At 56.1% G+C, this 25581-nt stretch carries 23 protein-coding genes; 13 read left to right on the forward strand and 10 right to left on the reverse strand.

The genetic code is table 11. The features are described from left to right. Nucleotides 1–307 precede the first annotated feature (307 nt). Entirely contained in the window at nt 308–817 is a 510-nt protein-coding gene (gene purE / locus RAC65_RS08050; protein ID WP_006117858.1) for a 5-(carboxyamino)imidazole ribonucleotide mutase, read from the forward strand. After that, nucleotides 814–1878: a 5-(carboxyamino)imidazole ribonucleotide synthase gene (gene purK, locus RAC65_RS08055; RefSeq protein ID WP_162286744.1), complete on the forward strand. Its 1065-nt coding sequence runs from the start codon at nt 814–816 to the stop codon at nt 1876–1878. Before purE ends, purK begins: the two co-directional genes overlap by 4 nt. Before the next feature lie 43 nt (nt 1879–1921). Here purK and ybbP read toward each other — a convergent pair whose 3' ends face one another. Together ybbP and ybbA are read right to left on the reverse strand one after the other, a co-directional pair. Continuing rightward, nucleotides 1922–4339: a putative ABC transporter permease subunit YbbP gene (gene ybbP / locus RAC65_RS08060; RefSeq protein WP_375096604.1), complete on the reverse strand. Its 2418-nt coding sequence runs from the start codon at nt 4337–4339 to the stop codon at nt 1922–1924. Further along, on the reverse strand, nt 4336–5022 hold the full coding sequence (gene ybbA, locus RAC65_RS08065; RefSeq protein ID WP_375096562.1) for a putative ABC transporter ATP-binding protein YbbA: 687 nt from the start codon (nt 5020–5022) through the stop codon (nt 4336–4338). The genes ybbP and ybbA overlap by 4 nt, the downstream gene beginning before the upstream one ends. Here ybbA and tesA point away from each other — a divergent pair. From tesA to RAC65_RS08090, 5 genes are all read left to right on the forward strand, one after another. Continuing rightward, on the forward strand, nt 4990–5613 hold the full coding sequence (tesA, locus tag RAC65_RS08070; RefSeq protein WP_174250603.1) for a multifunctional acyl-CoA thioesterase I/protease I/lysophospholipase L1: 624 nt from the start codon (nt 4990–4992) through the stop codon (nt 5611–5613). The two genes, ybbA and tesA, sit on opposite strands and share 33 nt — an antisense overlap. 20 nt (nt 5614–5633) lie before the next feature. Next, nucleotides 5634–6407, forward strand: coding sequence for an SDR family oxidoreductase (locus tag RAC65_RS08075; RefSeq protein WP_375096563.1), 774 nt, complete (start codon nt 5634–5636; stop codon nt 6405–6407). 79 nt (nt 6408–6486) lie between these two features. Then, nucleotides 6487–7344 carry a co-chaperone YbbN gene (locus RAC65_RS08080; RefSeq protein ID WP_006117864.1) on the forward strand — a complete coding sequence of 286 codons (858 nt, stop codon included), beginning with the start codon at nt 6487–6489 and terminating at the stop codon, nt 7342–7344. 58 nt (nt 7345–7402) lie between these two features. Further along, complete coding sequence (locus RAC65_RS08085; RefSeq protein ID WP_006117865.1) at nt 7403–8317, forward strand: SPFH domain-containing protein; 915 nt, start codon at nt 7403–7405, stop codon at nt 8315–8317. Continuing rightward, on the forward strand, nt 8317–8775 hold the full coding sequence (locus RAC65_RS08090) for an NfeD family protein (RefSeq protein WP_033738715.1): 459 nt from the start codon (nt 8317–8319) through the stop codon (nt 8773–8775). The genes RAC65_RS08085 and RAC65_RS08090 overlap by 1 nt, the downstream gene beginning before the upstream one ends. Here the strand turns inward: RAC65_RS08090 and cueR are convergent. Further along, the gene (gene cueR / locus RAC65_RS08095; RefSeq protein WP_375096564.1) at nt 8751–9167 is read right to left on the reverse strand and encodes a Cu(I)-responsive transcriptional regulator; all 417 of its coding nucleotides are present in this window, start codon (nt 9165–9167) and stop codon (nt 8751–8753) included. The genes RAC65_RS08090 and cueR overlap by 25 nt on opposite strands. Nucleotides 9168–9567: 400 nt before the next feature. Between cueR and RAC65_RS08100 the strand changes: the two genes are divergently transcribed. The 4 genes from RAC65_RS08100 (at nt 9568) to ybaK (ending at nt 14383) form a co-directional block, all read left to right on the forward strand. Continuing rightward, nucleotides 9568–9900, forward strand: a complete 333-nt coding sequence (locus RAC65_RS08100) for a seryl-tRNA synthetase class IIa (RefSeq protein ID WP_033738713.1) — start codon at nt 9568–9570, stop codon at nt 9898–9900. Between the two features lie 431 nt (nt 9901–10331). Continuing rightward, the gene (copA, locus tag RAC65_RS08105; protein ID WP_375096565.1) at nt 10332–12848 is read left to right on the forward strand and encodes a copper-exporting P-type ATPase CopA; all 2517 of its coding nucleotides are present in this window, start codon (nt 10332–10334) and stop codon (nt 12846–12848) included. Between the two features lie 67 nt (nt 12849–12915). Next, nucleotides 12916–13719 (forward strand): TraB/GumN family protein, encoded by an 804-nt coding sequence (locus RAC65_RS08110; protein WP_375096566.1) that lies wholly within the window; start codon nt 12916–12918, stop codon nt 13717–13719. A gap of 184 nt (nt 13720–13903) precedes the next feature. After that, nucleotides 13904–14383, forward strand: a complete 480-nt coding sequence (ybaK, locus tag RAC65_RS08115) for a Cys-tRNA(Pro)/Cys-tRNA(Cys) deacylase YbaK (protein ID WP_205952768.1) — start codon at nt 13904–13906, stop codon at nt 14381–14383. Here ybaK and RAC65_RS08120 read toward each other — a convergent pair. Continuing rightward, nucleotides 14380–15249, reverse strand: coding sequence for a LysR family transcriptional regulator (locus RAC65_RS08120; RefSeq protein WP_033738707.1), 870 nt, complete (start codon nt 15247–15249; stop codon nt 14380–14382). The two genes, ybaK and RAC65_RS08120, sit on opposite strands and share 4 nt — an antisense overlap. Before the next feature lie 86 nt (nt 15250–15335). Here RAC65_RS08120 and RAC65_RS08125 point away from each other — a divergent pair, with 86 nt between their 5' ends. Continuing rightward, entirely contained in the window at nt 15336–15767 is a 432-nt protein-coding gene (locus tag RAC65_RS08125) for a multidrug/biocide efflux PACE transporter (RefSeq protein ID WP_039338466.1), read from the forward strand. Between the two features lie 36 nt (nt 15768–15803). On the opposite strand, the gene ushA is transcribed toward RAC65_RS08125, so the two are convergent. Further along, nucleotides 15804–17528, reverse strand: coding sequence for a bifunctional UDP-sugar hydrolase/5'-nucleotidase UshA (gene ushA / locus RAC65_RS08130; RefSeq protein ID WP_375096605.1), 1725 nt, complete (start codon nt 17526–17528; stop codon nt 15804–15806). Nucleotides 17529–18286: 758 nt separating this feature from the next. Between ushA and ybaL the strand changes: the two genes are divergently transcribed. Further along, on the forward strand, nt 18287–19981 hold the full coding sequence (gene ybaL, locus RAC65_RS08135) for a YbaL family putative K(+) efflux transporter (RefSeq protein ID WP_039338468.1): 1695 nt from the start codon (nt 18287–18289) through the stop codon (nt 19979–19981). A gap of 67 nt (nt 19982–20048) precedes the next feature. Here the strand turns inward: ybaL and RAC65_RS08140 are convergent, their stop codons facing one another. From RAC65_RS08140 to RAC65_RS08160, 5 genes are all read right to left on the reverse strand, one after another. Then, a complete protein-coding gene (locus tag RAC65_RS08140) occupies nt 20049–21350 on the reverse strand; it encodes an inosine/guanosine kinase (RefSeq protein WP_033738797.1) in 1302 nt (433 codons plus the stop codon). A 368-nt stretch (nt 21351–21718) separates the two neighbouring features. Then, the gene (adk, locus tag RAC65_RS08145) at nt 21719–22363 is read right to left on the reverse strand and encodes an adenylate kinase (RefSeq protein ID WP_033738701.1); all 645 of its coding nucleotides are present in this window, start codon (nt 22361–22363) and stop codon (nt 21719–21721) included. Between the two features lie 279 nt (nt 22364–22642). Further along, nucleotides 22643–24517 carry a molecular chaperone HtpG gene (gene htpG, locus RAC65_RS08150; RefSeq protein WP_375096567.1) on the reverse strand — a complete coding sequence of 625 codons (1875 nt, stop codon included), beginning with the start codon at nt 24515–24517 and terminating at the stop codon, nt 22643–22645. Nucleotides 24518–24615: 98 nt separating this feature from the next. Then, on the reverse strand, nt 24616–25221 hold the full coding sequence (recR, locus tag RAC65_RS08155) for a recombination mediator RecR (RefSeq protein WP_006117920.1): 606 nt from the start codon (nt 25219–25221) through the stop codon (nt 24616–24618). Next, complete coding sequence (locus RAC65_RS08160) at nt 25221–25550, reverse strand: YbaB/EbfC family nucleoid-associated protein (protein WP_033738698.1); 330 nt, start codon at nt 25548–25550, stop codon at nt 25221–25223. The genes recR and RAC65_RS08160 overlap by 1 nt, the downstream gene beginning before the upstream one ends. Between the last annotated feature and the right edge of the window lie 31 nt (nt 25551–25581).

Genomic DNA, 25581 nt, shown 5'->3' on the forward strand with positions numbered 1-25581 from the left:
CGGTGACATCGCGTTGCACACCTGCGCTGAGGCCCGTCGAGCGGCGCAAGGTACCCGGGGACTGTGCGAACGGGCGGCAGGCCAGCATAGTGAAACGCGTTCACGCCCTGCCGCCTGCCTTCCCCGCCCTGCGGTGAGCTGAGTTGTCTCACTCAGGCCGTATTCATTCCTGATGCGATAAGCTTATCGTCTGACGCTAACCCGCCCGACGCAACCGTTTTCCTTGCGCCTTTCTCATGGTATTCTCTGTGCCCTTCAAAACCTGTCCGCCTGGTCAGGTGTGTTTTTATTCACAGGAGTTGACCGCATGTCGTCGAATGCCGCCCCGGCCCGCATCGCAGTTGTTATGGGTTCCAAAAGTGACTGGTCCACCATGCAGTTCGCTGCGGAAATCCTTACCAGCCTGGACGTGCCCTTCCATGTGGAAGTGGTGTCAGCGCACCGTACCCCGGATAAACTGTTTAGCTTTGCGGAAACCGCAGCGGACAACGGTTTTCAGGTGATTATTGCCGGTGCCGGTGGCGCGGCGCATTTGCCAGGGATGCTGGCTGCCAAGACCCTGCTGCCGGTACTCGGTGTGCCGGTACAGAGCGCCGCGCTGAGCGGCGTCGACAGCCTCTACTCGATTGTGCAAATGCCACGCGGCATTCCGGTCGGCACGCTGGCCATTGGCAAAGCGGGCGCCGCTAACGCAGCCCTGCTGGCGGCGCAGATTCTGGCGATTCATGACAGCGCGCTGGCGTCACGTCTGGCCGCCTGGCGTCAGTCACAGACCGATGAGGTACTGGACAATCCGGACCCGCGGGAGGAAGCATGAAGCCGGTTTGCGTACTGGGTAACGGACAGCTTGGCCGTATGTTACGTCAGGCGGGCGAGCCTATGGGCATTGCCGTGCATCCGGTTGGCCTGGATGCCGACCCTGCTGCCCTGCCTATCGCCGGGAGCGTGATTACGGCTGAGATCGAACGCTGGCCCGAGACGGCACTGACGCGCGAACTCGCGAGCCACCCGGCCTTTGTGAATCGCGATATTTTCCCGCGGCTGGCCGACCGTCTGACGCAAAAACAACTGCTGGATCAGCTCAGTCTGGCGACTGCCCCCTGGCAACTGCTGGCGGATAAAGGTGAATGGCCGCACGTTTTCAAAACGTTGGGCGAACTGGCTATTGTTAAGCGCCGCACGGGCGGTTATGACGGTCGTGGTCAATGGCGGTTACGTGCCGGTGAAACCGATACGTTACCCGACGACTGTTATGGTGAATGCATTGTCGAACAAGGCATTAACTTCTCGGGGGAAGTGTCGCTGGTCGGCGCGCGCGGCCATGATGGCAGCACCGTATTTTATCCGCTGACACATAATCTGCATGAAGAAGGCATTCTGCGTACCAGCGTTGCGTTCCCGCAGGCAGATGCCGCGCAGCAACAGCAGGCTGAGGCGATGTTAAGCGCCATCCTGCACGAGCTGAACTATGTCGGCGTCATGGCCATGGAATGCTTTGTCACGCCGCAGGGATTGCTGATTAACGAACTGGCACCTCGCGTTCACAACAGCGGGCACTGGACTCAGAACGGGGCCTCAATCAGTCAGTTTGAACTTCACCTGCGTGCTATTCTGGGTCTGGCTCTGCCACAGCCCGTGGTCATTGCGCCCTCAGTGATGGTTAACCTGATTGGCACAGCGTTAAATACTGACTGGCTCCAGCAGCCGCTGGTGCATTTGCACTGGTACGACAAAGCGGTGCGTGAAGGACGCAAAGTCGGTCACCTCAACCTGACCGACAGCGACCAGAGCCGTCTCGCTGCCGCCTTGCAGGCCTTGTTGCCGCTGTTACCTGCCGGGTATGCCAGCGGTATTCGCTGGGCAGCAGCCAAGCTGTAAATCTGTTCACGACCGGGCGCAGTATCATCGCGCCCGGTCGGTTTTACGTCGCGTCAAACGTCCTGAACAACGCATTGCCTTTCAACAAACGCACGCCCAGCCAGCCACCACAGAGCGACAGTAAGAGCGCGCCGCCCAGCGGTAAGGCCAGCCACAATGTCCAGTCGGGTTGCCACGGAAAATCAAAGATTTTACGCTGCAATGCCCAGAGTGCGGCCTCAGCACCGAGCGCCGCCGCAATGCCCGAGACGACGCCAATCAGCGCAAATTCACACCACAACGTAGTGCGCAGCAGACGTTTGCCCGCGCCCAGCGTGCGATAGACGACCAGTTCCTGTCGGCGCTGGCGCATCCCCACCTGAATCTGCGCCATGAGCAGCAATACACCGCAGGCCGTGACCAGCACTACCATGATTTCCAGTGCCTGGCTGACCTGGGTCAGAACCTGTCCAATCTGACGCAGGATACTGCCGATATCCAGCAGACTCAGCGTGGGGAATGTGCGGTTAAGCTGCGCCAGTAATGCGGCACGGTTGTCCAGACGGAAACTGGTCAGCCAGGTCAGCGGCTGGCTGTCCAGCGCGCCGGGGGGAAAAATAAAGAAGAAATTGGGGCGCAGGCTTTCCCAGTCCACTTTTCGCAGACTGGTGATTTTGGCGCTGAACCGCTGCGTATCGCCCTCAAAGGTCAAACTGTCGCCCGGTTTTACCCCCAGGCGATCGGCCAGCGCCACCTCCATGGACACTTCTCCGGCTTTCGGCGGCCAGCTCCCCGCGACAAGCGGATTATGATCGGGAAGCGTTGCCAGCGCAGTCAGATTCAGTTCGCGGTTCAGCGCGTTGTCCCGTGCGGGATCGGCAGGCTGACCGTTAATCTCACTCAGGCGCATGCGCGCAATCGGGTAAAAGGTTTCAGGTTTAACCTGATGCGACTGCAGAAACTCACGCACCTGCGGAATCTGCTCCGCCGTGATGTTGAGCAGGAAAAAGTTCGGGCTGTCTGCGGGCAACTGCTGCTGCCAGCGATCCAGCAGATCACCCCGCATCACCAGCAGCAACGCCAGTAACATAAACGACAGGGAAAAGGCGGCAAGCTGACTCAGCGTCATAGCAGGCTGACGCAGTAAACGATTAATGGCAAGCCGCAGCGCCAGATTACGTACGGACAAACGACGCAGAAGCAGTAATGTGCCCCAGCCGAGCAGGGCCAGCAGCCCTGCCAGCACCATCACGCCCGCCAGCAGTGCCCAGAGCATTTTGCTGCCGCCGACCAGTACCGCCAGCAGCGCCACCACCAGTAAGCCCATCGCGGGCAGATAGATTTTCAGCGGCCAGACGGCGGCAACGGCATCGCGTCGCAACACACGTAACGGCTGCGTCGCCAGCAGCAAGCGGTAAGGACGTAATCCCACCAGCAGGGAAATCACAAACAGCGAACCGATCGCCCACACCCACGGCCACAGGCTGGCCGCTGGCAGAGACGCCGGCAGCACCGGTTTCAACATTGCCATCAGGATGGCTTCAACCACCTGACCGACTGCGCCACCGGCCAGGGCGGCCAGCAGTAACACCGCCAGCCACTGACCGATGATCAATCGTTGTAACGCGCCGCGCGTGGCACCCAGCGTTTTCAGCACGGCCACCAGATCGTAGCGGCTGCGGCAGTAGTGACTCATGGCGACCGCCACGGCGGCAATGGCGAGCATCAGCGTTAACAGAGCAGATAACAGCAAAAACTGCTGGGCACGCTGCATGGAGCGGCCCAGCGCGTCTTCCGAATTTTCAATACTGATCCAGCGCTGCCCGGTTTTAATCTGTGGCGTTATCCAGCGGTCATACGTGTCCAGTTGCTGAGGCTTGCCTGCGAATTTGTAGCGCCAGGTGAGGCGACTGCCGGGCTGGATGGCGCCGGTTTTATCCGCGTCAGCCAGGTTAATCAGTAAACGCGGGGCCATCTCAAACGGATTAAAACCGCCATCTGGCTCCTGGATAATCTCACCCGTAATACGTAGCGTAGTATCGCCCACATCCAGTTCATCGCCGACGTGCAGATTAAGCAGTGCCATTAAACGCGGCGCGGCCAGCGCGGTACCGGGCTGGGGCTTCAGGCCTGGCGGCTGCGTTTTCAGCTCACCAAACATCGGATAAGTGTTTTCTACGGCTTTCACCGCAGCCAACTGCGGTGTCTGACCGGCAAAAGTCATGGTCATAAAGCTTAACTGTCGGCTGACTAATAACCCCGTTTCGCGGGCTTTATCCAGCCATGCCGCCGGCGCCGCCGTGCTGCTGCGCAACGTGCGATCGCCTGCCATAAAATCCCGGCTCTGCTGGCTCAGCCCCTTTTCCATGCGATCGCTAATCGATCCCAGCGCCAGCACACAGGCGACAGCCAGCGTTAACGCCAGCCAGACGATCAATAATGAGGGCGAGCGCCACTCACGCCAGAACCACCGCCAGATCATTTTTCCTCCCATAATTTTCCCTCGCGCAGACGCAAACGGCGGTCACAACGCGCCGCCAGCTGCGCATCGTGGGTAACCAGAATTAACGTCGTGGCAAAATCGCGATTGAGGGAAAATAACAGGTCGGCAATGCGATCGCCGGTGTGGCGATCCAGATTGCCTGTGGGTTCATCGGCAAACAGCAGCCCCGGACGGCCGCTGAACGCCCGCGCCAGCGCAACGCGTTGTTGTTCGCCGCCGGATAACTGCGCAGGCAGATGCTGTAAACGCCCGGCCAGGCCTAACTGCGTCAGGAGATCGCGCGCCTGATCGCGGCTCTGCCGATCGCTCTCACCGCGCAGCAGTGCAGGTAACTGGACGTTTTCCAGCGCGTTGAGCGTGGGCACCAGCATAAATGACTGGAACACGAACCCGACCTGCTTCGCGCGCAACGCGGCACGCTGTTCTTCGTTCATGTGATGTAACGGCTGCCCCAACAGATGCACTTCACCTTCGCTGCCGTCATCCAGCCCGGCCAGAATGCCCAGCAAGGTAGATTTACCGGATCCTGACTCGCCAATCAGGGCTATCGTTTCTGCTGGTTTGACAACTAACTCAACTCCGGTAAGGATGGTTAACTGATGCTCTCCCTGACCCACGGACTTAGTAAGATGATGAACTTTAAGAATGTTTTCCGCTGGCATTATCCTTTCCTGTTATTGTGCTGTCTGTTGGTGTCCCGTCTTGCTGCGGCCGATACGTTGCTGGTGCTGGGTGACAGCCTGAGCGCAGGCTATCAAATGTCAGCCAGTCAGGCCTGGCCCAGCCTGCTGAATAAACAGTGGCAGCAGCAGCCCAGCGTCGTGAATGCCAGTATCAGTGGCGATACCGCCGCACAAGGGCTGGCACGCTTACCTGCCCTATTAAAACAACATCAGCCGCAGTGGGTGTTAATCGAACTGGGCGGTAATGACGGTCTGCGCGGCTTTCCTCCCAAAGACGTGGCGCAAACGCTGGGCACCATCATCGATCAGGTGAAAGCCGCAAAGGCAAAACCGATTCTGATGCAGATACGTTTACCCGCGAACTATGGCCGCCGTTATACTGATGCCTTCCGCGATATTTATCCGCAACTGGCAAAACAGTACGACATTGCTTTAGTGCCCTTTTTTATGGAGCAGGTTTATTTGAAACCGGAATGGATGCAGCAGGATGGGATTCACCCCAATCCTGATGCCCAACCGTTTATCGCCGACCTGATGGCAAAAGAGCTGGCTCCCTTAGTTAAGCAGTAGTTGTGCAAAAAAGGTAACGCATGCAAAAAACCATTTTGATAACGGGCTGCTCCAGCGGGATTGGTCTGGTCGCCGCCAAAGATCTGCTGGCACGCGGCTATCACGTCATCGCAGCCTGTCGTAAAGCCGACGATGTTGCACGGATGGACAGCCTGGGATTCACAGGGCTGCAACTGGATCTGGACGATCCTGACAGCGTTGATCGCGCTGCCGACAGGGTACTGGCGCTGACGCATGGCCGACTGTTTGCGCTGTTTAACAATGCGGGATTTGGCACCTATGGTCCCTTAAATACCCTGACGCGCCAGCAACTGGAAAAGCAGTTTTCCAGCAATGTGTTCGGCACTCATCAGCTCACCCTGCGCCTGCTCCCGGCCTTAAAGGCCTGGGGCAATGCCCGAATCATTAATACCAGCTCGGTGCTGGGCATTATTTCGACGCCGGGCCGCGGCGCTTATGCGGCCAGTAAATACGCGCTGGAAGCCTGGAGCGACGCGTTACGTATGGAACTGCATACCAGTGGCGTGCGTGTCAGTTTAATCGAACCGGGCCCCATTCATACCCGCTTCACGGATAATGTTACTCAGGGTGAGCAGGATAATCCGGTGCAAAATCCGGCCCTTGCGGCACGTTTTACATTACCACCTGAGGCCATTTTACCCAAACTGCGCCACGCACTGGAGAGCAACCATCCTCGCCTGCGTTATCCGGTGACGCTGGTCGCGCATATCATGAGCCTGTTGAAACGTCTGCTGCCTGGCTGGATACTGGATCGCATAATTCGCAGTCAGTGAGGCGAATCCGCGAATACAACTTGAAGCCGGGTCGGTCGGCCCCATATTCTTTAAACATTTTCTGCAAAGAGACTTAGTCATGTCACCACACGCTTCGATTATCGACATTAACGAATCCAACCTGCATCAGACCCTTGAGCAGTCAATGCAGATTCCGGTGCTGTTCTACTTTTGGTCGGATCGCAGCCAACACTGTCAGGAACTGACGCCACTGCTGGAACGCCTGGCGCAGGAATATGCAGGCCAGTTTATTCTTGCCAGACTGGATTGTGACAAGGAACAACGGGTTGCCTCACAGTTTGGGTTACGCTCCATTCCCACGGTTTACCTGTTCCAGAATGGCCAGCCCGTCGATGGCTTCCAGGGGCCGCAGCCAGAAGAGGCCGTGCGCGCCCTGCTGGAAAAAGTGCTGCCGCGCGAAGAAGAGCTAAAAGCCCAACAGGCGATGGCGCTGATGCAGGAAGGCAAACCGCTGGACGCGCTGCCGCTGCTGAAAGACGCCTGGCAGCTCAGTAATAAAGACAGCGAAATCGGCTTTCTGCTGGCAGAAGTGCTGATTACGTTAAATCGTAGCGACGAAGCTGAAACCGTATTAAAGGCCGTTCCCCTGCAGGATCAGGACACCCGTTATCAAAGCCTGGTCGCGCAGATCGACCTGCTGAAACAGGCCGCTGACACGCCAGAAATTCAGCAGTTGCAGTCGCAGCTGGAAAGTGATCCGGACAACGCCGAACTGGCAACCAAACTGTCGCTTCAGCTGCATCAGGTCGGACGCAATGAAGAAGCGCTGGAACTGCTCTTCAGCTTTATCAAGCGCGATCTGAATGCTGCAGATGGCCAGGCGCGTAAAATGTTGCAGGAGATTCTGGCTGCATTAGGCACCGGCGACGCCCTCGCTGCGCGCTACCGCCGCCAGCTTTACTCCCTGCTTTACTGAGGTAAGCAGAAAACGGGCCGAACGACTTGGCCCGTCACGCTGACAACCCGGAGGTTATATGTTCACGGTTATTCCCGTTCTTATTCTGGTCGCACTGGTCATTGTCTGGTCCGGCGTGAAAATTGTGCCGCAAGGTTACCAGTGGACAGTTGAACGCTTTGGTCGTTATACCCGTACACTGCAGCCCGGCCTGAGTCTGGTCGTGCCTTTCATGGATCGTATCGGGCATAAGATCAACATGATGGAACGGGTGCTGGATATTCCCTCCCAGGAGATCATCTCCAAAGATAATGCGAACGTGACCATCGACGCCGTCTGTTTTGTTCAGGCTATCGATCCGGCACGGGCTGCCTATGAAGTCAGTAATCTTGAACTGGCTATCCTCAATCTCACTATGACCAATATGCGCACCGTGCTGGGCAGCATGGAACTTGACGAGATGCTGTCCCAGCGTGACAGCATTAATACGCGCCTGCTGCATATTCTGGATGAAGCCACCAATCCCTGGGGCGTAAAAATCACCCGTATCGAAATCCGCGATGTCCGGCCGCCGCAAGAGCTGATCGGTGCTATGAATGCGCAAATGAAGGCCGAACGTACCAAACGTGCCGATATTTTAACGGCGGAGGGCGTGCGTCAGGCAGAGATTTTGCGCGCGGAGGGAGAGAAACAGGCCCAGATTTTGAAAGCGGAAGGGGAAAGAACGTCAGCTTTCCTTCAGGCAGAAGCGCGTGAGCGCCAGGCCGAAGCGGAAGCCCGTGCGACAAAAATGGTGTCGGACGCCATTGCCTCAGGCAATATCCAGGCCGTGAACTACTTTGTGGCGCAGAAATATACCGACGCGCTGCAAAAAATTGGCGAATCCAGCAACAGTAAAGTGGTGATGATGCCGCTGGATGCCAGCAGCCTGATGGGCGCCGTTGGCGGTATCAGTGAGTTGTTAAAAGAAACCCGTAGCGAGTCAACGCGCTGATGCTCAGCGAAATTGTGGCGCATCCGCACGGATTCTGGCTGACGCTGGGCGGCTTACTGCTGGCGGCTGAGATGCTGGGTACCAGTGGTTATCTGCTCTGGAGCGGGCTGGCCGCGATGCTGGTTGGCCTTGTAGTCTGGTTTCTCCCCATGAACTGGGCCGCACAAGGGATGCTGTTTGCCCTGTTCACACTGGTCAGCGTATTTTTATGGTCTCGCTGGCTGCGCTACCGCGAACGTCAGCAGCAGCCCAGTTCACTGAATCAGCGCGGCAGTCAGATGATTGGTTTACACCTGACGCTGGAACAGACGCTGCAAAACGGTATCGGACATGTGCGCATCGGTGACAGCAGTTGGCGCGTTCAGGCCGAACACAATTTGCCTGCCGGAACCGAAGTGGTCATCGTGGCCGTTGAAGGCATCACGCTACGTATTCAGCCACGTTTGCCGTCAGCCTGACGGCAGCAACCTGCCAGGTCATTAATGATGGGGCAGTCTGCACTGTCGTTGCCCGGACAGGCTGCCGCCAGCGCCAGCAAACGTGCGCGCATGACGTGCAACTCTTCAATATGCGCAGCAATCTCATCGGCTTTTTGCAGCGTACGCGCCTTCACATCGGCGCTATGACGCTCAGGATCGTTAAACAGCGCAACCAGTTCGCGGCATTCATCCAGCGTAAAGCCAACCTGGCGCGCCTGGCGCAGTAGATTCAGCTCATCAAGATGATGCGTATTGTAATGCCGGTAACCATTATCCCCGCGCAACGGGGGCGTCACGACGCCCTTCTCCTCATAAAAACGAATAGCCTTGCTGGTCAGTCCGGTCTTTTTCGCTACGGCACTAATATTCATAATGGATTCCCTGCCCTTCCCCTTAACAGTTAGCGGGATGATGAAAACAACGTTTGCACGCTGCTGGCTTAATACTCAGTTTACCTGTTTAGCCTCTGCCTTATCACCCTGGTTTCACTTCACTATGTTGACCCGCTTTCCTGAGAAACTATAGCGCACATCACCCCGTTTCTGAGGTCTGAGCCTGCTCATCGTCAGGCTTCAGAGACCGCGCGTTGATTCCTGTTTCCCTTATGTTGCTTACGTTGGCAGCTCTTCCTCTGCCCCAGGCTGCCCGTGCACAAGCACGGCTCTTAAATCAAAGCCATAAAAAACAGCCATATAAATATTGTCAATGCGTAAAAATCTTATAAAATGCCGCACATTTGTAACTGTTAATCACATAAATTAAGGAGTGATTATGGCTTTAGTCAGCTGCCCGGAGTGTCATAAGGAAGTAAGTGATTCAGCATTACGTTGTCCGTCATGTGCCAAACAGCTCAGAAAACCACGCCGTTCGTTCTTTGGCAAAGTCATCAAATGGGCTTTCATCCTGTTCAACATTCTCATGATCTACTGCCTTGTTGCCGGATTAAGTGGAAGCGGCGAGGTGGTCAACAACGCGGCTTCTGATGCGGAAAGAGCGGGTGCTGCGATCGGTGCCGGTTTAGGTGTCATGGCTATTGGCGGCATTTGGGTGATTGGCGACATTATTCTGGGCATACTGGTCCTCTTCACAAGACCGAAGGGATGATGGACGTCACAGCGGTGTTGTAGAATATTTTTTGCGTTAAATGCGCCAGTGCGTCACCCCGCGCTAACGCGTAAAAAACCCTGTATCGTGACCATCATTAACGATTAAGTCTGACAGTGAAGCGGACAGGCCCTGAAGGCGCCTTGCTGCGTAATTCCGGCCAAGGCTCGCCGCTCAGATAATCCGATTCGGGTTAGTTGTCACACAGCTCGTCTGACGCCGAAACGATGCATAAAAGCCCCGCGGATAACCCGGGGCTTTTTGCTTTTCCACCCCCACCCGCGACACGGGCTGCACATTTTTTACCCACCCATTCTGGCATTCTGTGCCTTTTAACAGCCTGTATTTGACCTTCCCCTTGATGGAAGGTTTATCCTTAGTCACAGTCACTTCTGACTACTCACTCCGCCACACCAACCAAGGAGTCAACGATGTCAAATACGGTTATCCTGGCACTGGAAGGATTATCCTGCGGCCATTGCGTTAAACGCGTAAAAGAGGCGCTTGAGCAGCGCGACGATGTTGAACAGGCCGAGGTCACCCAACAGGAAGCCAGCATTTCTGGCAGCGCCGAGGTCACTTCGCTCATCGCCACTGTCGAACAGGCGGGCTATCATGCAACGCTGAAACCTGAAGGCGCGCGCCCAAAGCCTGAGCCGTTGACAGCATCAGAGCCGCCGCCGGAGGCGCTGACAACGGAGTCCTCTTCTCTGCCGGCAACCGAAGCATTGCCTGCTCACGTCCTGCTTATTGACGGCATGAGCTGTGCCAGTTGCGTCAGCCGGGTTGAAAAAGCCCTTGAACAGGTTGCCGGTGTACAGCAGGCACGCGTTAACCTTGCCGAGCGAAGCGCGCTGGTCATGGGCCATGTTGAGCCACAGCAGCTGGTCGCTGCCGTGGATGCGGCCGGTTACGGTGCGGAAGTGGTTGACGACGAGCAGCAACGGCGTGAAAAGCAGCAAATCAGCGCCCGACGCGCCCTGCGTCGCTTTAGCTGGCAGGCGGGCGTCGCGCTGCTGCTAGGCGTGCCACTGATGGTATGGGGCATGATGGGCGACAATATGATGCTCACTGCCGCGAACAGGACCACCTGGCTGGTCCTCGGGATGCTCACCCTGCTGGTAATGATCGGGGCGGGTGGCCACTTCTACCGCAGCGCCTGGCGCAGTCTCCTTAACCGCAGCGCCACCATGGATACGCTGGTGGCGCTGGGAACGGCGGCCGCCTGGAGTTACTCCTTCAGCGTGGTCGTCTGGCCTGACTTTTTCCCGCCGCAGGCGCGTCATCTCTATTTTGAAGCCAGCGTGATGATTCTGGGCCTGATCAATCTGGGCCATGCGCTTGAACAACGCGCGCGCCAGCGTGCCTCACGCGCCCTGGAGCGGCTGCTGGATCTTACGCCCGCACAGGCCAATGTCATCACGGAACAAGGTGAGACGCTTATGCCCGTCAGCGCGGTAGAGCCCGGTATGATCCTACGACTGGTCGCAGGCGATCGTATCCCCGTAGACGGCGAGGTACAGTCAGGCGAAGCCTGGTGTGACGAAGCAATGCTGACTGGCGAAGCGGTTCCCCAATCCAAAACACAGGGCGATCGCCTGTTTGCCGGTACGCTGGTGCAGGACGGGACCGTTCGCTTTATTGCGCAGGCGACTGGCGGCAATACCGCGCTGGCACGAATTATTCAGCTGGTACGTAAAGCGCAGAGCAGCAAACCTGAGGTTGGCCGTCTTGCGGATCGTATCTCTGCGGTCTTCGTACCGGTGGTCGTGGTTATTGCCTTGCTGAGTGCGCTGATTTGGTACCTGGTGGGTCCACAGCCCCAACTGGCCTATGCGCTGGTCGTTGCCACCACCGTCATGATCATTGCCTGTCCCTGTGCGCTGGGTCTGGCAACACCGATGTCGATTATCGCGGGCACCGGACGCGCTGCTGAATACGGTGTGCTGGTGCGGGATGCCGATGCATTGCAACGCGCAAGTCATATCGACACGCTGGTGTTTGATAAAACGGGCACGCTTACCCAAGGTGCCCCGCAGGTCACCGAGGTTATCACCTGGCAGGGCAGCACCCGCGATGCCGTGCTCTCTGCCGCTGCGGCACTGGAACAGGCGTCAGGGCATCCACTGGCGAAAGCTATCGTGGCAGAGGCCGGCGCTGGCGAGAAGCCTGAGATTTCGCAATTTCGTACAATACGCGGCAAAGGGGTGAGTGGCATTCTTAACGGCAGACAACTTGTCCTGGGTAATGTCAGCCTGTTAAGCGAGCACGGTGTGGATTGCCAGGCGGCACAGGAAGAAACGGAGAGACTAACCCGCCAGGGCGCAACGCCGGTTTTACTGGCTGAAGACGGGAAGCTTACTGGCCTGATTAGCCTGCGTGATACTCTGCGGCCGGAGGCGGGTGAAGCGCTGCAACGGCTGCATCAGGCAGGTTACCGGTTGATTATGCTGACCGGGGACCATGAGAATACCGCCCGCGCTATTGCTGATGACGTGGGCATGGATGAAGTGATTGCGGGTGTTTTGCCGGAAGGTAAAGCCGATGCGATCAGCCAGTTGCAGCAGCAAGGCCGTCAGGTCGCCATGATCGGCGATGGGATTAATGATGCACCCGCGCTGGCCCAGGCGGATGTCGGCATAGCCATGGGCGGCGGCAGTGATGTGGCGGTGGAAAGCGCATCGATAACGTTGCTACGTGACGACCTGCATGGCGTGGCAGATGCCTTAGCGATTGCATCCGCCACACTCAGGAATATCCGTCAGAACCTGTTTGGTGCCTTTATCTACAACATTATCGGTATTCCGCTGGCTGCGGGCGTGCTCTATCCCTTCACGGGGTTGTTACTCAGCCCAATTGTTGCCGGCGCGGCGATGGCACTCTCATCGATTACCGTCGTCAGCAATGCTAACCGGCTACTGCGCTTCACACCGCGCAAGAAGCCTTAACGGCCGCCTCTGTTTTTCGCCGCCGGATCCCGCTAGCATGGTGTCTTTAACACAGTAAGGACAGGGAATGACTGCGAGCCTTTGGCAACGTTTGCGTAACTGGATGGCGCCCCTTTTTCCCACCAGCTACCGGTGGCCGGCCGTCGATATCCGGTCGGGAGCATGCCAGTTTCATCTGGTGGGAAGCATTCATATGGGCACGCGCGATATGCAGCCTCTGCCAGTGCGGCTGCTACAACAGTTGCAAAATGCCGATGCCCTGGTAGTGGAAGCGGATATTACTCAGGGCGGTTCGCCATTTGATGACACCGAAGTATGCCCGCCGCTGTCGGTGCGTATGGATGAAGGCACGCTGGCGCAGCTGGACGCGTTATGCAATGAGACCGGTTTGTCCCTGACGCGGTTTGATACGTCACCAGCCTGGCAAATTGCGTTGATGCTGCAGGCCCGTCAGGCCCAGCGGCTGGGATTGCGCCCGGATTACGGCATTGATTATCAGTTGCTTCAGGCGGCACGTTCACTGCAAAAACCCGTGATTGAGCTGGAGGGCGCAGACGCGCAAATCACCCTGTTAAAGTCGCTGCCCGATAACGGTATGGCGCTGCTGCAGGATACGCTGACGCACTGGCACACCAACGCGCGCATGTTGCAGACGATGGTGAGCTGGTGGCTGGAAAGCCCGCCCCGCGAACCGCAAATCGCCTTACCGGCGACGTTCAGTCAGACGCTCAATGACACGCTGATTAGCCAGCGCAACCGTGAGTGGCGCGGGCGATTACAAACGTTGCCCGCGGGACGTTATGTGGTGGCCGTCGGCGCACTGCATTTATATGGTGAGAACAATCTGCCAGCCCTGCTACGGGCGGAGTAATCAGGGATAAAAAAAAGAGAGCCGACAGTCATATCGGCTCTTCAAAGAGGAATGTGTTAATGATTTTAGTTATCGCTCAACAACCCAGTTGCTGGCGCGTGGCAATTCTCGCCTAAAGCACATTATTTCGCCACATTTATCTTTCAATAAAACGTAATAAGATTTTTCTGAATCAGAGGCCATTATGACGCCTGCGGTAAAACTGTTGGAAAAACAAAAAGTCAGCTTCACACTGCACCCTTATGAGCATGACGCAAGCGAAACGCATTTTGGCGATGAAGCGGTGCGTAAGCTTAACCTGGACGCCCGCCAGGTCTATAAAACGTTGCTTGTAGCGCTGAACGGCGATGCAAAGCAGCTGGCCGTGGCGGTGACGCCCGTGGCAACGCAGCTTGATCTCAAAAAGGTGGCTAAGGCTCTCGGGGTAAAAAAAGCGGAGATGGCCGATCCCCTGCTGGCGCAGCGGATTACGGGTTATCTGATCGGCGGCATCAGTCCGCTGGGGCAAAAAAAGCGTCTGCCGACGGTGATTGACCACTCAGCCAACGACTTTGCCACGCTGTTCATTTCTGGCGGTAAACGCGGACTGGATATTGAACTCAGCCCGCAGGATTTGTCCCGTCTTCTGAATGCCCCGCTGGCAGACATTGCCCGACGCGATTAAGCCGGTTGCAGAGCGCAGAGTTCATCAATCATCCAGCGCCCGGCCGGGCCGGGCGGATGGCGGCGCGACCAGACCACTTCTACGGCGATGCGCTGCGGCCACCCGGCAACAGGCAATTCCTTTAAGACACCATGTCCAAACTGTTTCACCAGCCAGCGCGGCAAAATGCTCCAGCCAAAGCCCTGTTCCGCCATCTCAAGCAGCACATAATATGTCTGAGCAGACCAGGCCCTGCCCTGAAAAGTGGGGGCGCGGCGTTCGGTCCAGGTATTGAGACGAAGGTGACGAAGGGGTTCAAGCTGGCTTTCATTCACCGTCGCTTCCTGCGCCAGAGGATGATCCCGGTGCAGGTAAATCCCTAACTCAGCATCGACCTGCAGGCGGGCGACCGCGATGTCAGCCGGGAGCGTCGGCTGGGCACGAATCACGCCGATCTGCGCGCGCCCGGTTTGCAACAGTTCGACGACATCGTCATCTTCTGCGGCAATGCCTTCCAGCTCCACCTCCGGATAGCGCCTGTCAAATTGCCTGAGCAGGCGCTGATGGTAGTGCGTTTGCCAGAAGTCAGATACCGCCACGCTGAGCCGCGGTTCGATTCCCTCGGACAGGCGCGTTGCCAGCGCATCCAGTCGCTCACTGGCGGCAAGAATCTGCTGAACCTGCGGTAAGACGCGTCGCCCTTGTTCGGTCAGTTGCGGCTGACGACCGCGCCGGTCAAATAAGGCAAAACCCAGATCGTCTTCCAGGTTAACCACAGCCACGCTGATGGTGGACTGGCTTTTGTTTAAGGCGCGCGCGGCGGCAGAAAACGAGCCACTGGCTACCGTTTGCACAAAGGCTTCCAGGGATTCAGGAGAGTAACGCATGTGAACCATCGCTTTTATCGATAGATGATCATTTTATCTTAGCATGATGCCATGGGAAAATAGGCACCTGAACTAAGGAGACTGACATGCAAACCCGTTCACTCACCGAGCGCATCTTACATGCCAGCCTGTTTGAAGGTCTGGCCATCCTCACCATTGCCCCGCTGGCAGCCTGGATGATGGATAAACCGCTGTTTCAGATGGGCGCACTGGCCATCATGTTGTCCACGGTCGCGATGCTCTGGAATATGATGTACAACAGCGTGTTTGATCGCTGGTATCCGCCTCGTCAGAAACGCAGTGCATGGGTTCGTGTGCTGCATGCTCTGGGATTTGAGGGCGGCTTTATCCTGATAGGGCTTCCGCTGGCCGCCTGGATGCTGGAGATTTCGTTATGGCAGGCCTTTATGATCGAAGTGGCGTTTTTTCTGTTCTTTCTGCCCTACACCTTCGTCTATAACCTGGTGTGGGATAAACTGCGGTCGCACTGGTTCAACCGTAAGGCCTGCCGCGCCTGACAAGGCACCGGGGAGACGAAGCGCCTCCCCGGTGATTTAACGCGGTGCTGCACGTTCCCCGTTCCAGTGTTGTATCCATGCCAAAATCATTTTGGGATAACGACGCGCGGGCACCGTTTCTTTCGCGTCTTTCAATGTATCCTGGGCCGTTGCCGTCTGGTAAATCACCTTATCGCGAGGCACGTAGTCGCTGGCATTCAGCGGCGAATGTTTACTGACCCAGTCACGCAGCACCACGGCGTCAACGTTGCCACTGTTGACATAACCCGGATGTGAATCAATACGGGGATAGCCATCGCCGCCCGCCGCATTGAAGCTGTTAGTCGCCATCCGATAAGTTTTGGTGTCATCCAGCGGCTGTCCGTTGATCGTGACTTTACTCACGCCGCTGCCATTCGCGGTCAGACTGACATTTGCAAACTGGGCATAACCGCCTGAACCCGGTTCGATATTCGCCACCACCGCCAGATAGCGTTTAATTTCCGCCCCACTCAGCGTGACGGAAACGACCTGATTGGCAAAGGGTTGGACCTGGAGCAAATCGCGCCACGCTACGGGCCCTGGTTTGAGCGAGGCCCGAATTCCGCCGCCGCTCATCACGGCGAAGTCGGCCTGGGTCGCGGCCATCTGCGCCCGCAGGATGAGCTGCCCGAGGCTGCTTTGCTGAACGCGCACGGTTTCTTTTTCGCCGGAAAACACCCCGTTGACGCGCCCGACATTCACCTGCAGCGTCGCTTCAGCGCGTTTTTGAAACGGCGTCAGTAATTTCATCATAGCCGTGTTTTTGGGGATCTCTTCCTGCCAGGTCAGCCAGGATTCGCTGCCATCGAGATTTTTGATTTTATGTTTGAGGTTAACCGGGATGAGCTGATACGACGCCAGGGTAACCTCGCCATTGCGGTAGGTAAAATCGCCACGTCCGACATATTTTCCCCACTTTTCCGCCTGCATAATCCAGACGCCATTTTGCCGGTCAGGCTGACAGGGCTGACCCGGCTGATAATCTTTGCGGCTCACATTCTCTTTTTCCATACAGACCGCGTCATGCGAATGCCCCCCTACAATCATATTGAGTGTGCCCGCAGGCAACCTGCGCGCCAGCGTCACATCATCAATCCCGTTACTGCCGTGTTTGCCGTCGTCATAATGACCAAGATGGGCCAGCGCCACGATCACATCCGGTTTTTCTTTGGCGCGTAGTTCAGACACAACCTTTACGGCTTCGGCTACCGGGTCACGGAATTCGATATCCGTTAACTGTTCAGGGTTGGTCAGGCGGGCGGTATCCGGCGTGATTAACCCGATAACCGCAATCTTCAGCCCCATGCGCCGGAACATCGCCCAGGGCTTAAACAGACGTTTACCTGTGCTTTTTTGATAAACATTCGCGGCCAGAAAAGGGAATTTGGCCCATTTTTCCTGTTTCCGCAGCACGGCGAGGGGTTTATCGAATTCATGGTTGCCCAGCGTCATGGCATCGTAACCAATCAGGTTCATGCCACGAATATCAGGTTCGGCATCCAGGGCATCCGATTCCGGCACGCCAGTGTTGACATCTCCGGCCGACAAAATCAGTGCACCACCGCCTTTGGCCTGAATATCGTAGCGTGCGGTATCTATTAATGTTTTTTGTGCCGCCAGACCGTACTCGCCCTGCTCATCAAACCAGAAATGGCCGTGCAGATCGTTGGTGTGCAAAATGCTGAAACGGTAACTCCGGTCAGGCACGGCGGCCTGAGTAAACAGTGATGAGAGCAACATCGCTCCGGTCAGACCCGCACCCGCCCATCGAGATAACACCACAGCCTCTCTCCTTTGAATAATGATTCTTGCCGATCGTCAGCGCCTTTTTGTGTCGCACATTCCCTGTGTTAACTCAAGTTTATCGCGCGTCGTCCGGTCATTATCGCAGGTTGTTCAGCGCAGGACAGGGTCTGATTTTGTCATCACTGTTATGCATGAAGGCGCAATGTTAAGCAGAAGGAACGATCAGCTTGTTAATTTTTAGATACTTTCGCTGGTGTGATTCGCCCTGTGTTAAATTTATGTATTACTCTGTTTTTAACAGTGCATTTCGTCAAGACGGCCTTCGCGCGCGCAGACAAGGCTGGCTGAGCCAATGCTAAATAACAGCCTGTTTTGTTTGCTGTTTTATCATCCGCTTTTATGCCATCAGGTCAGCCGCCTATCCGGCCGCCCCGACGCACAGAGGCCAACGAAGCAAAGGGAGCAGGCAAATCGCTACCTGGGTGCGGTTGTAGGCTGTTACCAACACATTTTCACCTCATTATCGTCACGCTTGTGTCATTTAGAATGAATAAACTCCTTCCTGACCGTACGCAACAGACCGTTGTATCGACCCATAACCGCGATAAGTGAGAAAAACAGCCTTCATCTTGCGCTTTTCGCGTATTTCCCTAATTTCTTTTGATAATCCCACAAATTATTCAGCGATGCCGCCTGATATGCATTAAACTCATTTGTTACAACCGGATACATTTACATCCAAGGAGACAGGCATGCATCACACCACACCGCTGATCACCACTATTGTCGGGGCACTGGTTCTGGCTTTCCTCCTTGGTATGCTGGCTAACCGGTTACGAATTTCTCCGCTGGTGGGTTACCTTGTTGCTGGCGTTATGGCTGGCCCTTTTACACCCGGCTTTGTGGCAGACACGAATCTGGCGCCGGAACTGGCCGAACTGGGCGTGATTCTGCTGATGTTTGGCGTCGGTCTGCACTTTTCACTGAAGGACCTGATGTCGGTAAAGCGGATAGCCATTCCCGGCGCGATTGCACAGATCGCGGTAGCCACCTTGCTGGGAATGCTGATGTCGTGGGCGATGGGTTGGTCGTGGATGACCGGCCTGGTGTTCGGCTTGTGTCTTTCTACCGCCAGTACCGTGGTGTTGCTGCGTGCGTTAGAAGAACGGCAGCTGATTGAAAGCCAGCGCGGTCAAATTGCTATCGGCTGGTTAATTGTCGAAGACCTGGTGATGGTGCTTACGCTGGTCTTGTTGCCCGCCATTGCGGGCATGATGGAACAGGGCAACGCCAGCGCCAGCCTGGTGATCTGGGATCTGCTCTGGACCATCGGCAAAGTTGCCGCCTTTATGGTGCTGATGATGGTGGTAGGCCGCCGTGCGGTCCCCTGGATTCTGGCGAAAAGTGCGGCCACGGGTTCACGCGAGCTGTTTACGCTGTCTGTCCTGGCGCTGGCGCTGGGCATCGCATTTGGCGCCGTCGAGTTCTTCGACGTGTCTTTTGCGCTGGGTGCGTTCTTTGCCGGAATGGTGCTGAATGAATCGGAGTTAAGTCAGCGCGCTGCCCGTGACACGTTGCCGTTACGGGATGCTTTTGCAGTGCTGTTCTTTGTCTCTGTCGGCATGTTATTTGATCCCATGATCATGGTGAAAGAGCCGCTGGCCGTGCTGGGTGCGTTGGTGATTGTCGTCATCGGCAAATCCGCCGCCGCCTGGCTGTTGGTTTCGCTGCTGGGTCATTCGCGTCGGACAGCGATGACCATCTCGGTGAGTCTGGCGCAAATCGGCGAGTTTGCCTTTATTCTTGCCGGTCTGGGCATTTCACTTGGCCTGCTTGATGAAGAAGGCCGAAATCTGGTCCTGGCGGCCGCTATCCTTTCTATCATGCTCAATCCGGTTCTGTTTACGCTGCTGGGGCGTTACCTCGCCAAAAATGAAACGATGGAGCAGCAGACGCTGGAAGAAGCGCTGGAAGAAGAACAAGAGATTCCTGTGGATGTCTGCAACCATGCCGTCATCGTTGGCTATGGTCGCGTCGGCAACCTGCTGTGTGAGCAACTGATCAAACTGAATATTCCGGTGGTGGTGGTAGAAAGCTCCATCCCGCGCGTAAAAGCCTTACGGGATCAGGGGATCAGAGCGGTGCTGGCGAATGCTGCCCGCGCCAATACCCTGGCGCTGGCTCGGGTGGACTGTGCCAGCTGGCTGTTAGTCACTATCCCTAACGGCTACGAGGTAGGCGAAATTGTGACGGCAGCACGACAGAAGCAGGCTGATATCGATATTATCGTGCATGCCCATTATGACGATGAAGTGGAGTATATTCTGGAGCGCGGTGCAAACCACGTCGTTATGGGTGAGCGGGAAATTGCCGCCAGTATTATTCAAAAGTTACAGGAAAAGCTAACGCTGCAGGAAGAAAAAACCGTCAGCGAAGGCCAGCACTAATCCATCCCAAACGGCTGTCGCCCCGCTGAACTCTCAGAGATTCAGCGGGGCGTCTGACTTGTCAGCCTTAACGATCCCAGTAGGATTCTTCCAGGCTGTCTTCACGCTCAGGCAAACCGCGCGTCAGTCGGGGCGAATGCTGATTCAGGACCTGATAGCTGACCCGGTTAGCATATTTGCAGACCTGCGCCAGCGACGAATAGGTCAGATAAGCACGCGCATGTTTACTGGAGTTAGGTACGTTGCGGCGATGGTAGTTATTCGCCGTAATGTCATGCAGCAACGCTGCCAGCGCGCCGTCCCCTGCCCCATTGGTATTCATGATCTTCTCCGGGCCGCCCATGTAGGGCGCGATGTGCGAGAAAATGCGTAACGGCTGCTGACAATCCTGTTTACGCATTGCCCGACTGAATTCGTACTGGTTGAATTCAGCAATCGCGCCCGGTAACAAAGGATGATTGGTTTTACGCTTAAATTCGTCTTCGGTATAGCCCGCCATATATAAACCGGTCGGCCCTGCCGTGCACAGCACCAGATCCACCCACTCCAGCGCCCTGTCCGAGGCCAGTAGCGGGTCGGCCTCGCCCGTCAGCGCCAGCGCCTCTTCTTCGTTCATCGCCACAATCGACACGTGGTCACGCAGGAAATCACGCCAGAACTGAGGATTGTCACCTATCACGTGTTTCGTGCCTAACGTCAGCACCACCGGCACGTTGTGGCGCTTTGCATACTCGATAGCCTGCAGCGTCGCCTGTGGCATCGGTTCACCGTCTTTGCAACGCACCAGATACGAGGTCAGAACCAGCGCGGAAGCGCCCGCAATTACGTCCTCAGGCACACTTTCCGCTTTGAGCTGGTTCATCTGGCCAGGGCTAATCGCAAAGGTCCGATCGCCCTGATCGCCGATCAGGGTGAAACAGCGGCCAATCGCTCCGTCCACACCCTGAAGATAGTTAAGATCCATGCGGCTCGAAGTATTACAAAGGTAACGATACGCATAACCGCCAATCTGAATGTTATTGCACATCACGCCCAGCAATACGGAACGGTCGTCCGCCAGCACGGAGAAATTGTGCAGCGTGTTGCCAATCGTGCCGCCTGCGAACTGGTGAGTAATCAGTTCGTCACGCATCAGTTCAGCGTACAGCGCTTCTGCCACGGCATCGTCAATGACCAGCGAATGGCCGGCACTCAGACCATAGCGGACCAGAAAGGCGTCATCGACTTTCGCTTCGATATCGACCAACGTCTGATCGATGCCCACGACCCAACTGCCGTCTTCGTTATCGAATGACGAGGACTGGAGAAGGGGATCGCGCGCGCTGACGGGAAAATAGTGTTTGGATTTACGTTTGCCGGGAAATTTCATGGTGACTGCCGTGAGGAAAAACAGGCAGAGAAGCATATCATATTCTCTGCGACGACTTTAACGCTGCGCGCGAATCCGTAGCTCGCCCATCCCGCCCTGCCAGACTCCGGCGCATCTGACGTATCAGCGTATATTCCTGGCAGGCCATCTGATGAACGCCGGGACGTGGCGCCTGCAGGTTCATGACAGCCTGTAGGAGGATGCAGCACGACAGTAATGCGGTTCCGTACCTGTCAGGCAGCAAGGGCCAGAAAACGGTCTGCGACAAGCGCGGCTGGCGTTCAGAGGACAACGAAGAAGGAAAACGCAGGAAAGTATGGGTAGATTCACTACAGCAAAAGGGGCCAGTCGTACCGGCCCCTCTCTGCTTAGCCCAGAATTTTAGCCAGCTCTGCACTCACGTCGGACACATTACGTGTGCCGTCGATTTTGTGGTACTCAGTGTTACCCGCTTCGGCTTCTTTGCTGTAGTAAGCAATCAGCGGTGCGGTTAGCTGATGGTATTCCACCAGACGTTTGCGCACCGTTTCTTCCTGATCGTCTTTACGCGTGGTCAGCTCTTCACCGGTCACGTCATCCTTGCCTTCCACCTTCGGTGGATTGAATTTGACATGGTAAACACGGCCTGATGGCGCATGAACACGGCGACCGACGATGCGTTCAACGATCAGTTCATCCGGCACAGCGAACTCCAGCACATAGTCCACTTTGATACCGGCTTCTTTCATTGCGTCAGCCTGAGGAATGGTGCGTGGGAAACCATCAAGCAGGAAACCGTTTTTGCAATCTTCCTGGGCGATGCGCTCTTTAACCAGCGCAATCACCAGCTCATCAGTAACCAGCTTGCCGGCATCCATAATGGCTTTCGCCTGGTTGCCCAGTTCGGTGCCCGCTTTAACCGCTGCACGCAACATGTCGCCAGTGGAGATCTGCGGAATGCCGTATTTCTCCATGATGAATTGGGCTTGAGTCCCCTTACCTGCGCCCGGAGCTCCGAGCAGAATAATACGCATTGCGTAAATCCCCTTGCGAATCGCATTGATGAATCTGAGAAGCGGAAGAACATACCATTATGATCCGCGCACCACAAGGAAGGGGCGGATCAACGCAGATCAGTGTACTGACTTTAGCCAGCGATCGCAGTGCGCGATGTCAGTGAAAAGGCATTTTCGGACTGGTGGCGGGTGCAATGCGGCTTTTAAGGCGGTTGCGCAACAAATATGGGTGCCGGAAAGCAGGCAGGAAGGCTGCAGCCAAAAAAAACCGGTGAGGATCTCACCGGTTTCGTCGTCTTACGCCGTCAGCAGTTGGTTCATCCGACGGATAAACTGGTTAGGATCGTCCAGCGTGCCGCGCTCTGCCAGCAGGGCCTGATCCAGTAACAGCTCAATCCACTCACCGAAGCGGGCTTCATCCTGGGTATCTGCCACGCGCTTCACCAGTTGGTGATCGGGGTTGATCTCGAAGATATATTTCACTTCCGGTACGTCCTGTCCTGCCGCCGCGAACAGTTTGGCCATTTGCGTGGTCATCTCGTTTGCATCGGTGGTCACAATCGCAGGCGTATCGGTCAGACGGTGCGTCAGACGGACTTCTTTCACACGTTCGCCCAGCAGCGTTTTCACGCGCTCAACAAAAGGTTCCAGCGCTTTTTCCGCTTCTTTCTGCGCTTCCGTTTCTTCGTCAGCCAGCTTATCCAGCGCTTCATCCGCTTTGCTGACGGACTGGAAGGCCTTACCGTCGAACTCGGTCAGATAGCTCATCATCCATTCATCGATACGATCGGACAGCAGCAGGACCTCAATGCCTTTTTTACGGAACAGCTCCAGATGCGGACTGCTTTTCGCTGCAGCATAGCTGTCGGCGGTAATGTAGTAGATCTTCTCCTGACCCTCGACCATACGGCTGACGTAATCTTCCAGCGACACGGTTTGCGCCGCGCTCTCGCTTTGTGTGGTGGCAAAACGCAGCAGTTTGGCAATCGTCTCTTTGTTGGCGTGATCTTCAGCGGGGCCCTCTTTCAGGACCAGACCAAACTCTTTCCAGAAGGTCTGGTACTTTTCGCTGTCCTCTTTCGCCAGCTTCTCCAGCATCTGCAGAACACGTTTGGTCAACGCGCCGCGTAGATTCTGGGTAACACGGCTGTCCTGCAGAATCTCACGCGATACGTTGAGCGGCAGATCGTTAGAGTCAATCAGGCCGCGCACAAAGCGCAGGTAGTTCGGCATAAACTGCTCGGCGTCATCCATGATAAACACGCGCTGCACGTAGAGTTTCAGACCATGTTTATGGTCGCGGTTCCACATGTCGAACGGTGCGCGAGCCGGGATATATAGCAGGCTGGTGTACTCCTGTTTCCCTTCTACGCGGTTGTGGCTCCATGTCGCCGGATCGCTGAAATCATGGGCAATATGTTTGTAGAACTCTTTGTACTCTTCGTCGCTGATCTCTGACTTGCTGCGGGTCCACAGCGCCTGAGCTTTGTTGATTTTCTCCCAGGTCGTGGTGCCTCTTTCTTCATCTTTGGTTTCGATTTCAACCGGCAACGCAATGTGATCGGAGTATTTACCAATGATGTTGCGGACGCGCCAGCTGTCGAGGAATTCATCTTCGCCTTCACGCAGGTGCAAGGTGATTTCCGTACCGCGATCGGCTTTGCTGATGTCAGCGATGGTATACTCACCTTCACCTGCCGATTCCCAGAACACGCCTTCGTCTTCGGCGGCACCCGCCGCGCGCGTGCGCACCGAGACTTTGTCGGCAACGATAAAGGCCGAGTAGAAACCCACACCGAACTGACCGATCAGCTGACTGTCTTTGGCCTGATCGGAGCCCAGGGATTCCAGAAAGGCTTTGGTGCCGGATTTCGCAATAGTGCCAAGGTTTTCAATCACTTCATCACGGCGCATGCCGATACCGTTATCGCTCAGCGTGATGGTGCGGTTATCCTTATCGACAGAGAGACGCACGCGCAGGTCACCATCGCCTTCGTACAGGCTGGCATCAGACAGCGCGCGGAAGCGCAGTTTATCCGCCGCATCCGAGGCGTTGGAAATCAGTTCACGCAGGAAAATCTCTTTGTTTGAATAGAGAGAATGGATCATCAGGTGCAGAAGTTGTTTTACCTCTGACTGAAAGCCACGAGTCTCTTGTCCTTTCATGGTCATTGCTACCTCAACAGAATCAGATTTAACGAACGTTGAGGAGGATGTGGGGGTACATGCAGGATTTTCAAGCCGGCGTTTTTCACAACGCCGGCAAGCGTTTAAAATTTAATCTTCTGGCGGCCTGCCAGTGAGTGGGATAGCGTGGTGCCATCCACCATTTCCAGTTCGCCGCCCATCGGAACGCCATGCGCAATGCGGCTGGCTTCAACGCCATACTGGCCACATAATTCTGCAATGTAGTTCGCGGTCGCTTCGCCTTCCACGGTGGGGTTGGTCGCCAGGATCACTTCCTGAATCGCTTCCTTCTCCAGACGCTGTTCCAGCCGATCGAGACCGATATCTGCCGGGCCAATGCCATCCAGGGGTGAAAGATGGCCCATCAGAACGAAATAACGGCCAGCAAATTGCCCGGTTTGCTCAATAGCATGGATATCTGCCGGACTTTCCACCACGCAGATCTGACCGTTTTGCTGACGCCGGGGATTGGCGCAGATAGTGCAGATTTCCTGCTCGGTGAAGGTGCGGCAATCGGCACAGTGACCGATTTCCGACATTGCCCGGGTCAGCGCCTGTGCCAGCCGCATTCCCCCACTACGATCGCGCTGTAGCAGTTGGAACGCCATCCGTTGCGCCGACTTTGGCCCAACGCCCGGCAAACAGCGCAATGACTCCATTAAGGACTCTAGCAGTGGGCTGGTTTGCATCAGAACGGCATCTTGAAGCCTGGTGGCAACTGCATGCCTGAAGAGACAGACGCCATTTTCTCTTTCTGCGCTTCATCAATGCGACGCGCCGCGTCGTTGAAGGCGGCAGCGATCAAATCTTCCAGCATGTCTTTGTCATCTTCCAGCAGGCTGGGATCGACTTCCACACGGCGGCAGTTGTGGGCACCATTGATGGTCACTTTGACCATGCCTGCGCCTGATTCACCCGTGACTTCCAGGGCGGCAATTTCTTCCTGAACCTGGGCCATTTTGTCTTGCATCTGCTGGGCCTGTTTCATCAGGTTGCCCAATCCGCCTTTACCAAACATAGTTTTCTCTCTCTGCTGAGGCTACAACGCG

This window comes from Pantoea sp. BS_8, assembly GCF_041954965.1.
GTDB classification, from domain to species: domain Bacteria; phylum Pseudomonadota; class Gammaproteobacteria; order Enterobacterales; family Enterobacteriaceae; genus Pantoea; species Pantoea stewartii.

What these genes read in the sequence shown, in the direction of transcription:
- purE (WP_006117858.1), top strand. Translation starts at nt 308, where the DNA reads ATGTCGTCGAATGCCGCCCCGGCCCGCATCGCAGTTGTTATGGGTTCC.
- purK (WP_162286744.1), top strand. Translation starts at nt 814, where the DNA reads ATGAAGCCGGTTTGCGTACTGGGTAACGGACAGCTTGGCCGTATGTTA.
- ybbP (WP_375096604.1), bottom strand. Translation starts at nt 4,339, where the DNA reads ATGATCTGGCGGTGGTTCTGGCGTGAGTGGCGCTCGCCCTCATTATTG.
- tesA (WP_174250603.1), top strand. Translation starts at nt 4,990, where the DNA reads ATGATGAACTTTAAGAATGTTTTCCGCTGGCATTATCCTTTCCTGTTA.
- ybbA (WP_375096562.1), bottom strand. Translation starts at nt 5,022, where the DNA reads ATGCCAGCGGAAAACATTCTTAAAGTTCATCATCTTACTAAGTCCGTG.
- RAC65_RS08075 (WP_375096563.1), top strand. Translation starts at nt 5,634, where the DNA reads ATGCAAAAAACCATTTTGATAACGGGCTGCTCCAGCGGGATTGGTCTG.
- RAC65_RS08080 (WP_006117864.1), top strand. Translation starts at nt 6,487, where the DNA reads ATGTCACCACACGCTTCGATTATCGACATTAACGAATCCAACCTGCAT.
- RAC65_RS08085 (WP_006117865.1), top strand. Translation starts at nt 7,403, where the DNA reads ATGTTCACGGTTATTCCCGTTCTTATTCTGGTCGCACTGGTCATTGTC.
- RAC65_RS08090 (WP_033738715.1), top strand. Translation starts at nt 8,317, where the DNA reads ATGCTCAGCGAAATTGTGGCGCATCCGCACGGATTCTGGCTGACGCTG.
- cueR (WP_375096564.1), bottom strand. Translation starts at nt 9,167, where the DNA reads ATGAATATTAGTGCCGTAGCGAAAAAGACCGGACTGACCAGCAAGGCT.
- RAC65_RS08100 (WP_033738713.1), top strand. Translation starts at nt 9,568, where the DNA reads ATGGCTTTAGTCAGCTGCCCGGAGTGTCATAAGGAAGTAAGTGATTCA.
- copA (WP_375096565.1), top strand. Translation starts at nt 10,332, where the DNA reads ATGTCAAATACGGTTATCCTGGCACTGGAAGGATTATCCTGCGGCCAT.
- RAC65_RS08110 (WP_375096566.1), top strand. Translation starts at nt 12,916, where the DNA reads ATGACTGCGAGCCTTTGGCAACGTTTGCGTAACTGGATGGCGCCCCTT.
- ybaK (WP_205952768.1), top strand. Translation starts at nt 13,904, where the DNA reads ATGACGCCTGCGGTAAAACTGTTGGAAAAACAAAAAGTCAGCTTCACA.
- RAC65_RS08120 (WP_033738707.1), bottom strand. Translation starts at nt 15,249, where the DNA reads ATGCGTTACTCTCCTGAATCCCTGGAAGCCTTTGTGCAAACGGTAGCC.
- RAC65_RS08125 (WP_039338466.1), top strand. Translation starts at nt 15,336, where the DNA reads ATGCAAACCCGTTCACTCACCGAGCGCATCTTACATGCCAGCCTGTTT.
- ushA (WP_375096605.1), bottom strand. Translation starts at nt 17,528, where the DNA reads ATGTTGCTCTCATCACTGTTTACTCAGGCCGCCGTGCCTGACCGGAGT.
- ybaL (WP_039338468.1), top strand. Translation starts at nt 18,287, where the DNA reads ATGCATCACACCACACCGCTGATCACCACTATTGTCGGGGCACTGGTT.
- RAC65_RS08140 (WP_033738797.1), bottom strand. Translation starts at nt 21,350, where the DNA reads ATGAAATTTCCCGGCAAACGTAAATCCAAACACTATTTTCCCGTCAGC.
- adk (WP_033738701.1), bottom strand. Translation starts at nt 22,363, where the DNA reads ATGCGTATTATTCTGCTCGGAGCTCCGGGCGCAGGTAAGGGGACTCAA.
- htpG (WP_375096567.1), bottom strand. Translation starts at nt 24,517, where the DNA reads ATGACCATGAAAGGACAAGAGACTCGTGGCTTTCAGTCAGAGGTAAAA.
- recR (WP_006117920.1), bottom strand. Translation starts at nt 25,221, where the DNA reads ATGCAAACCAGCCCACTGCTAGAGTCCTTAATGGAGTCATTGCGCTGT.
- RAC65_RS08160 (WP_033738698.1), bottom strand. Translation starts at nt 25,550, where the DNA reads ATGTTTGGTAAAGGCGGATTGGGCAACCTGATGAAACAGGCCCAGCAG.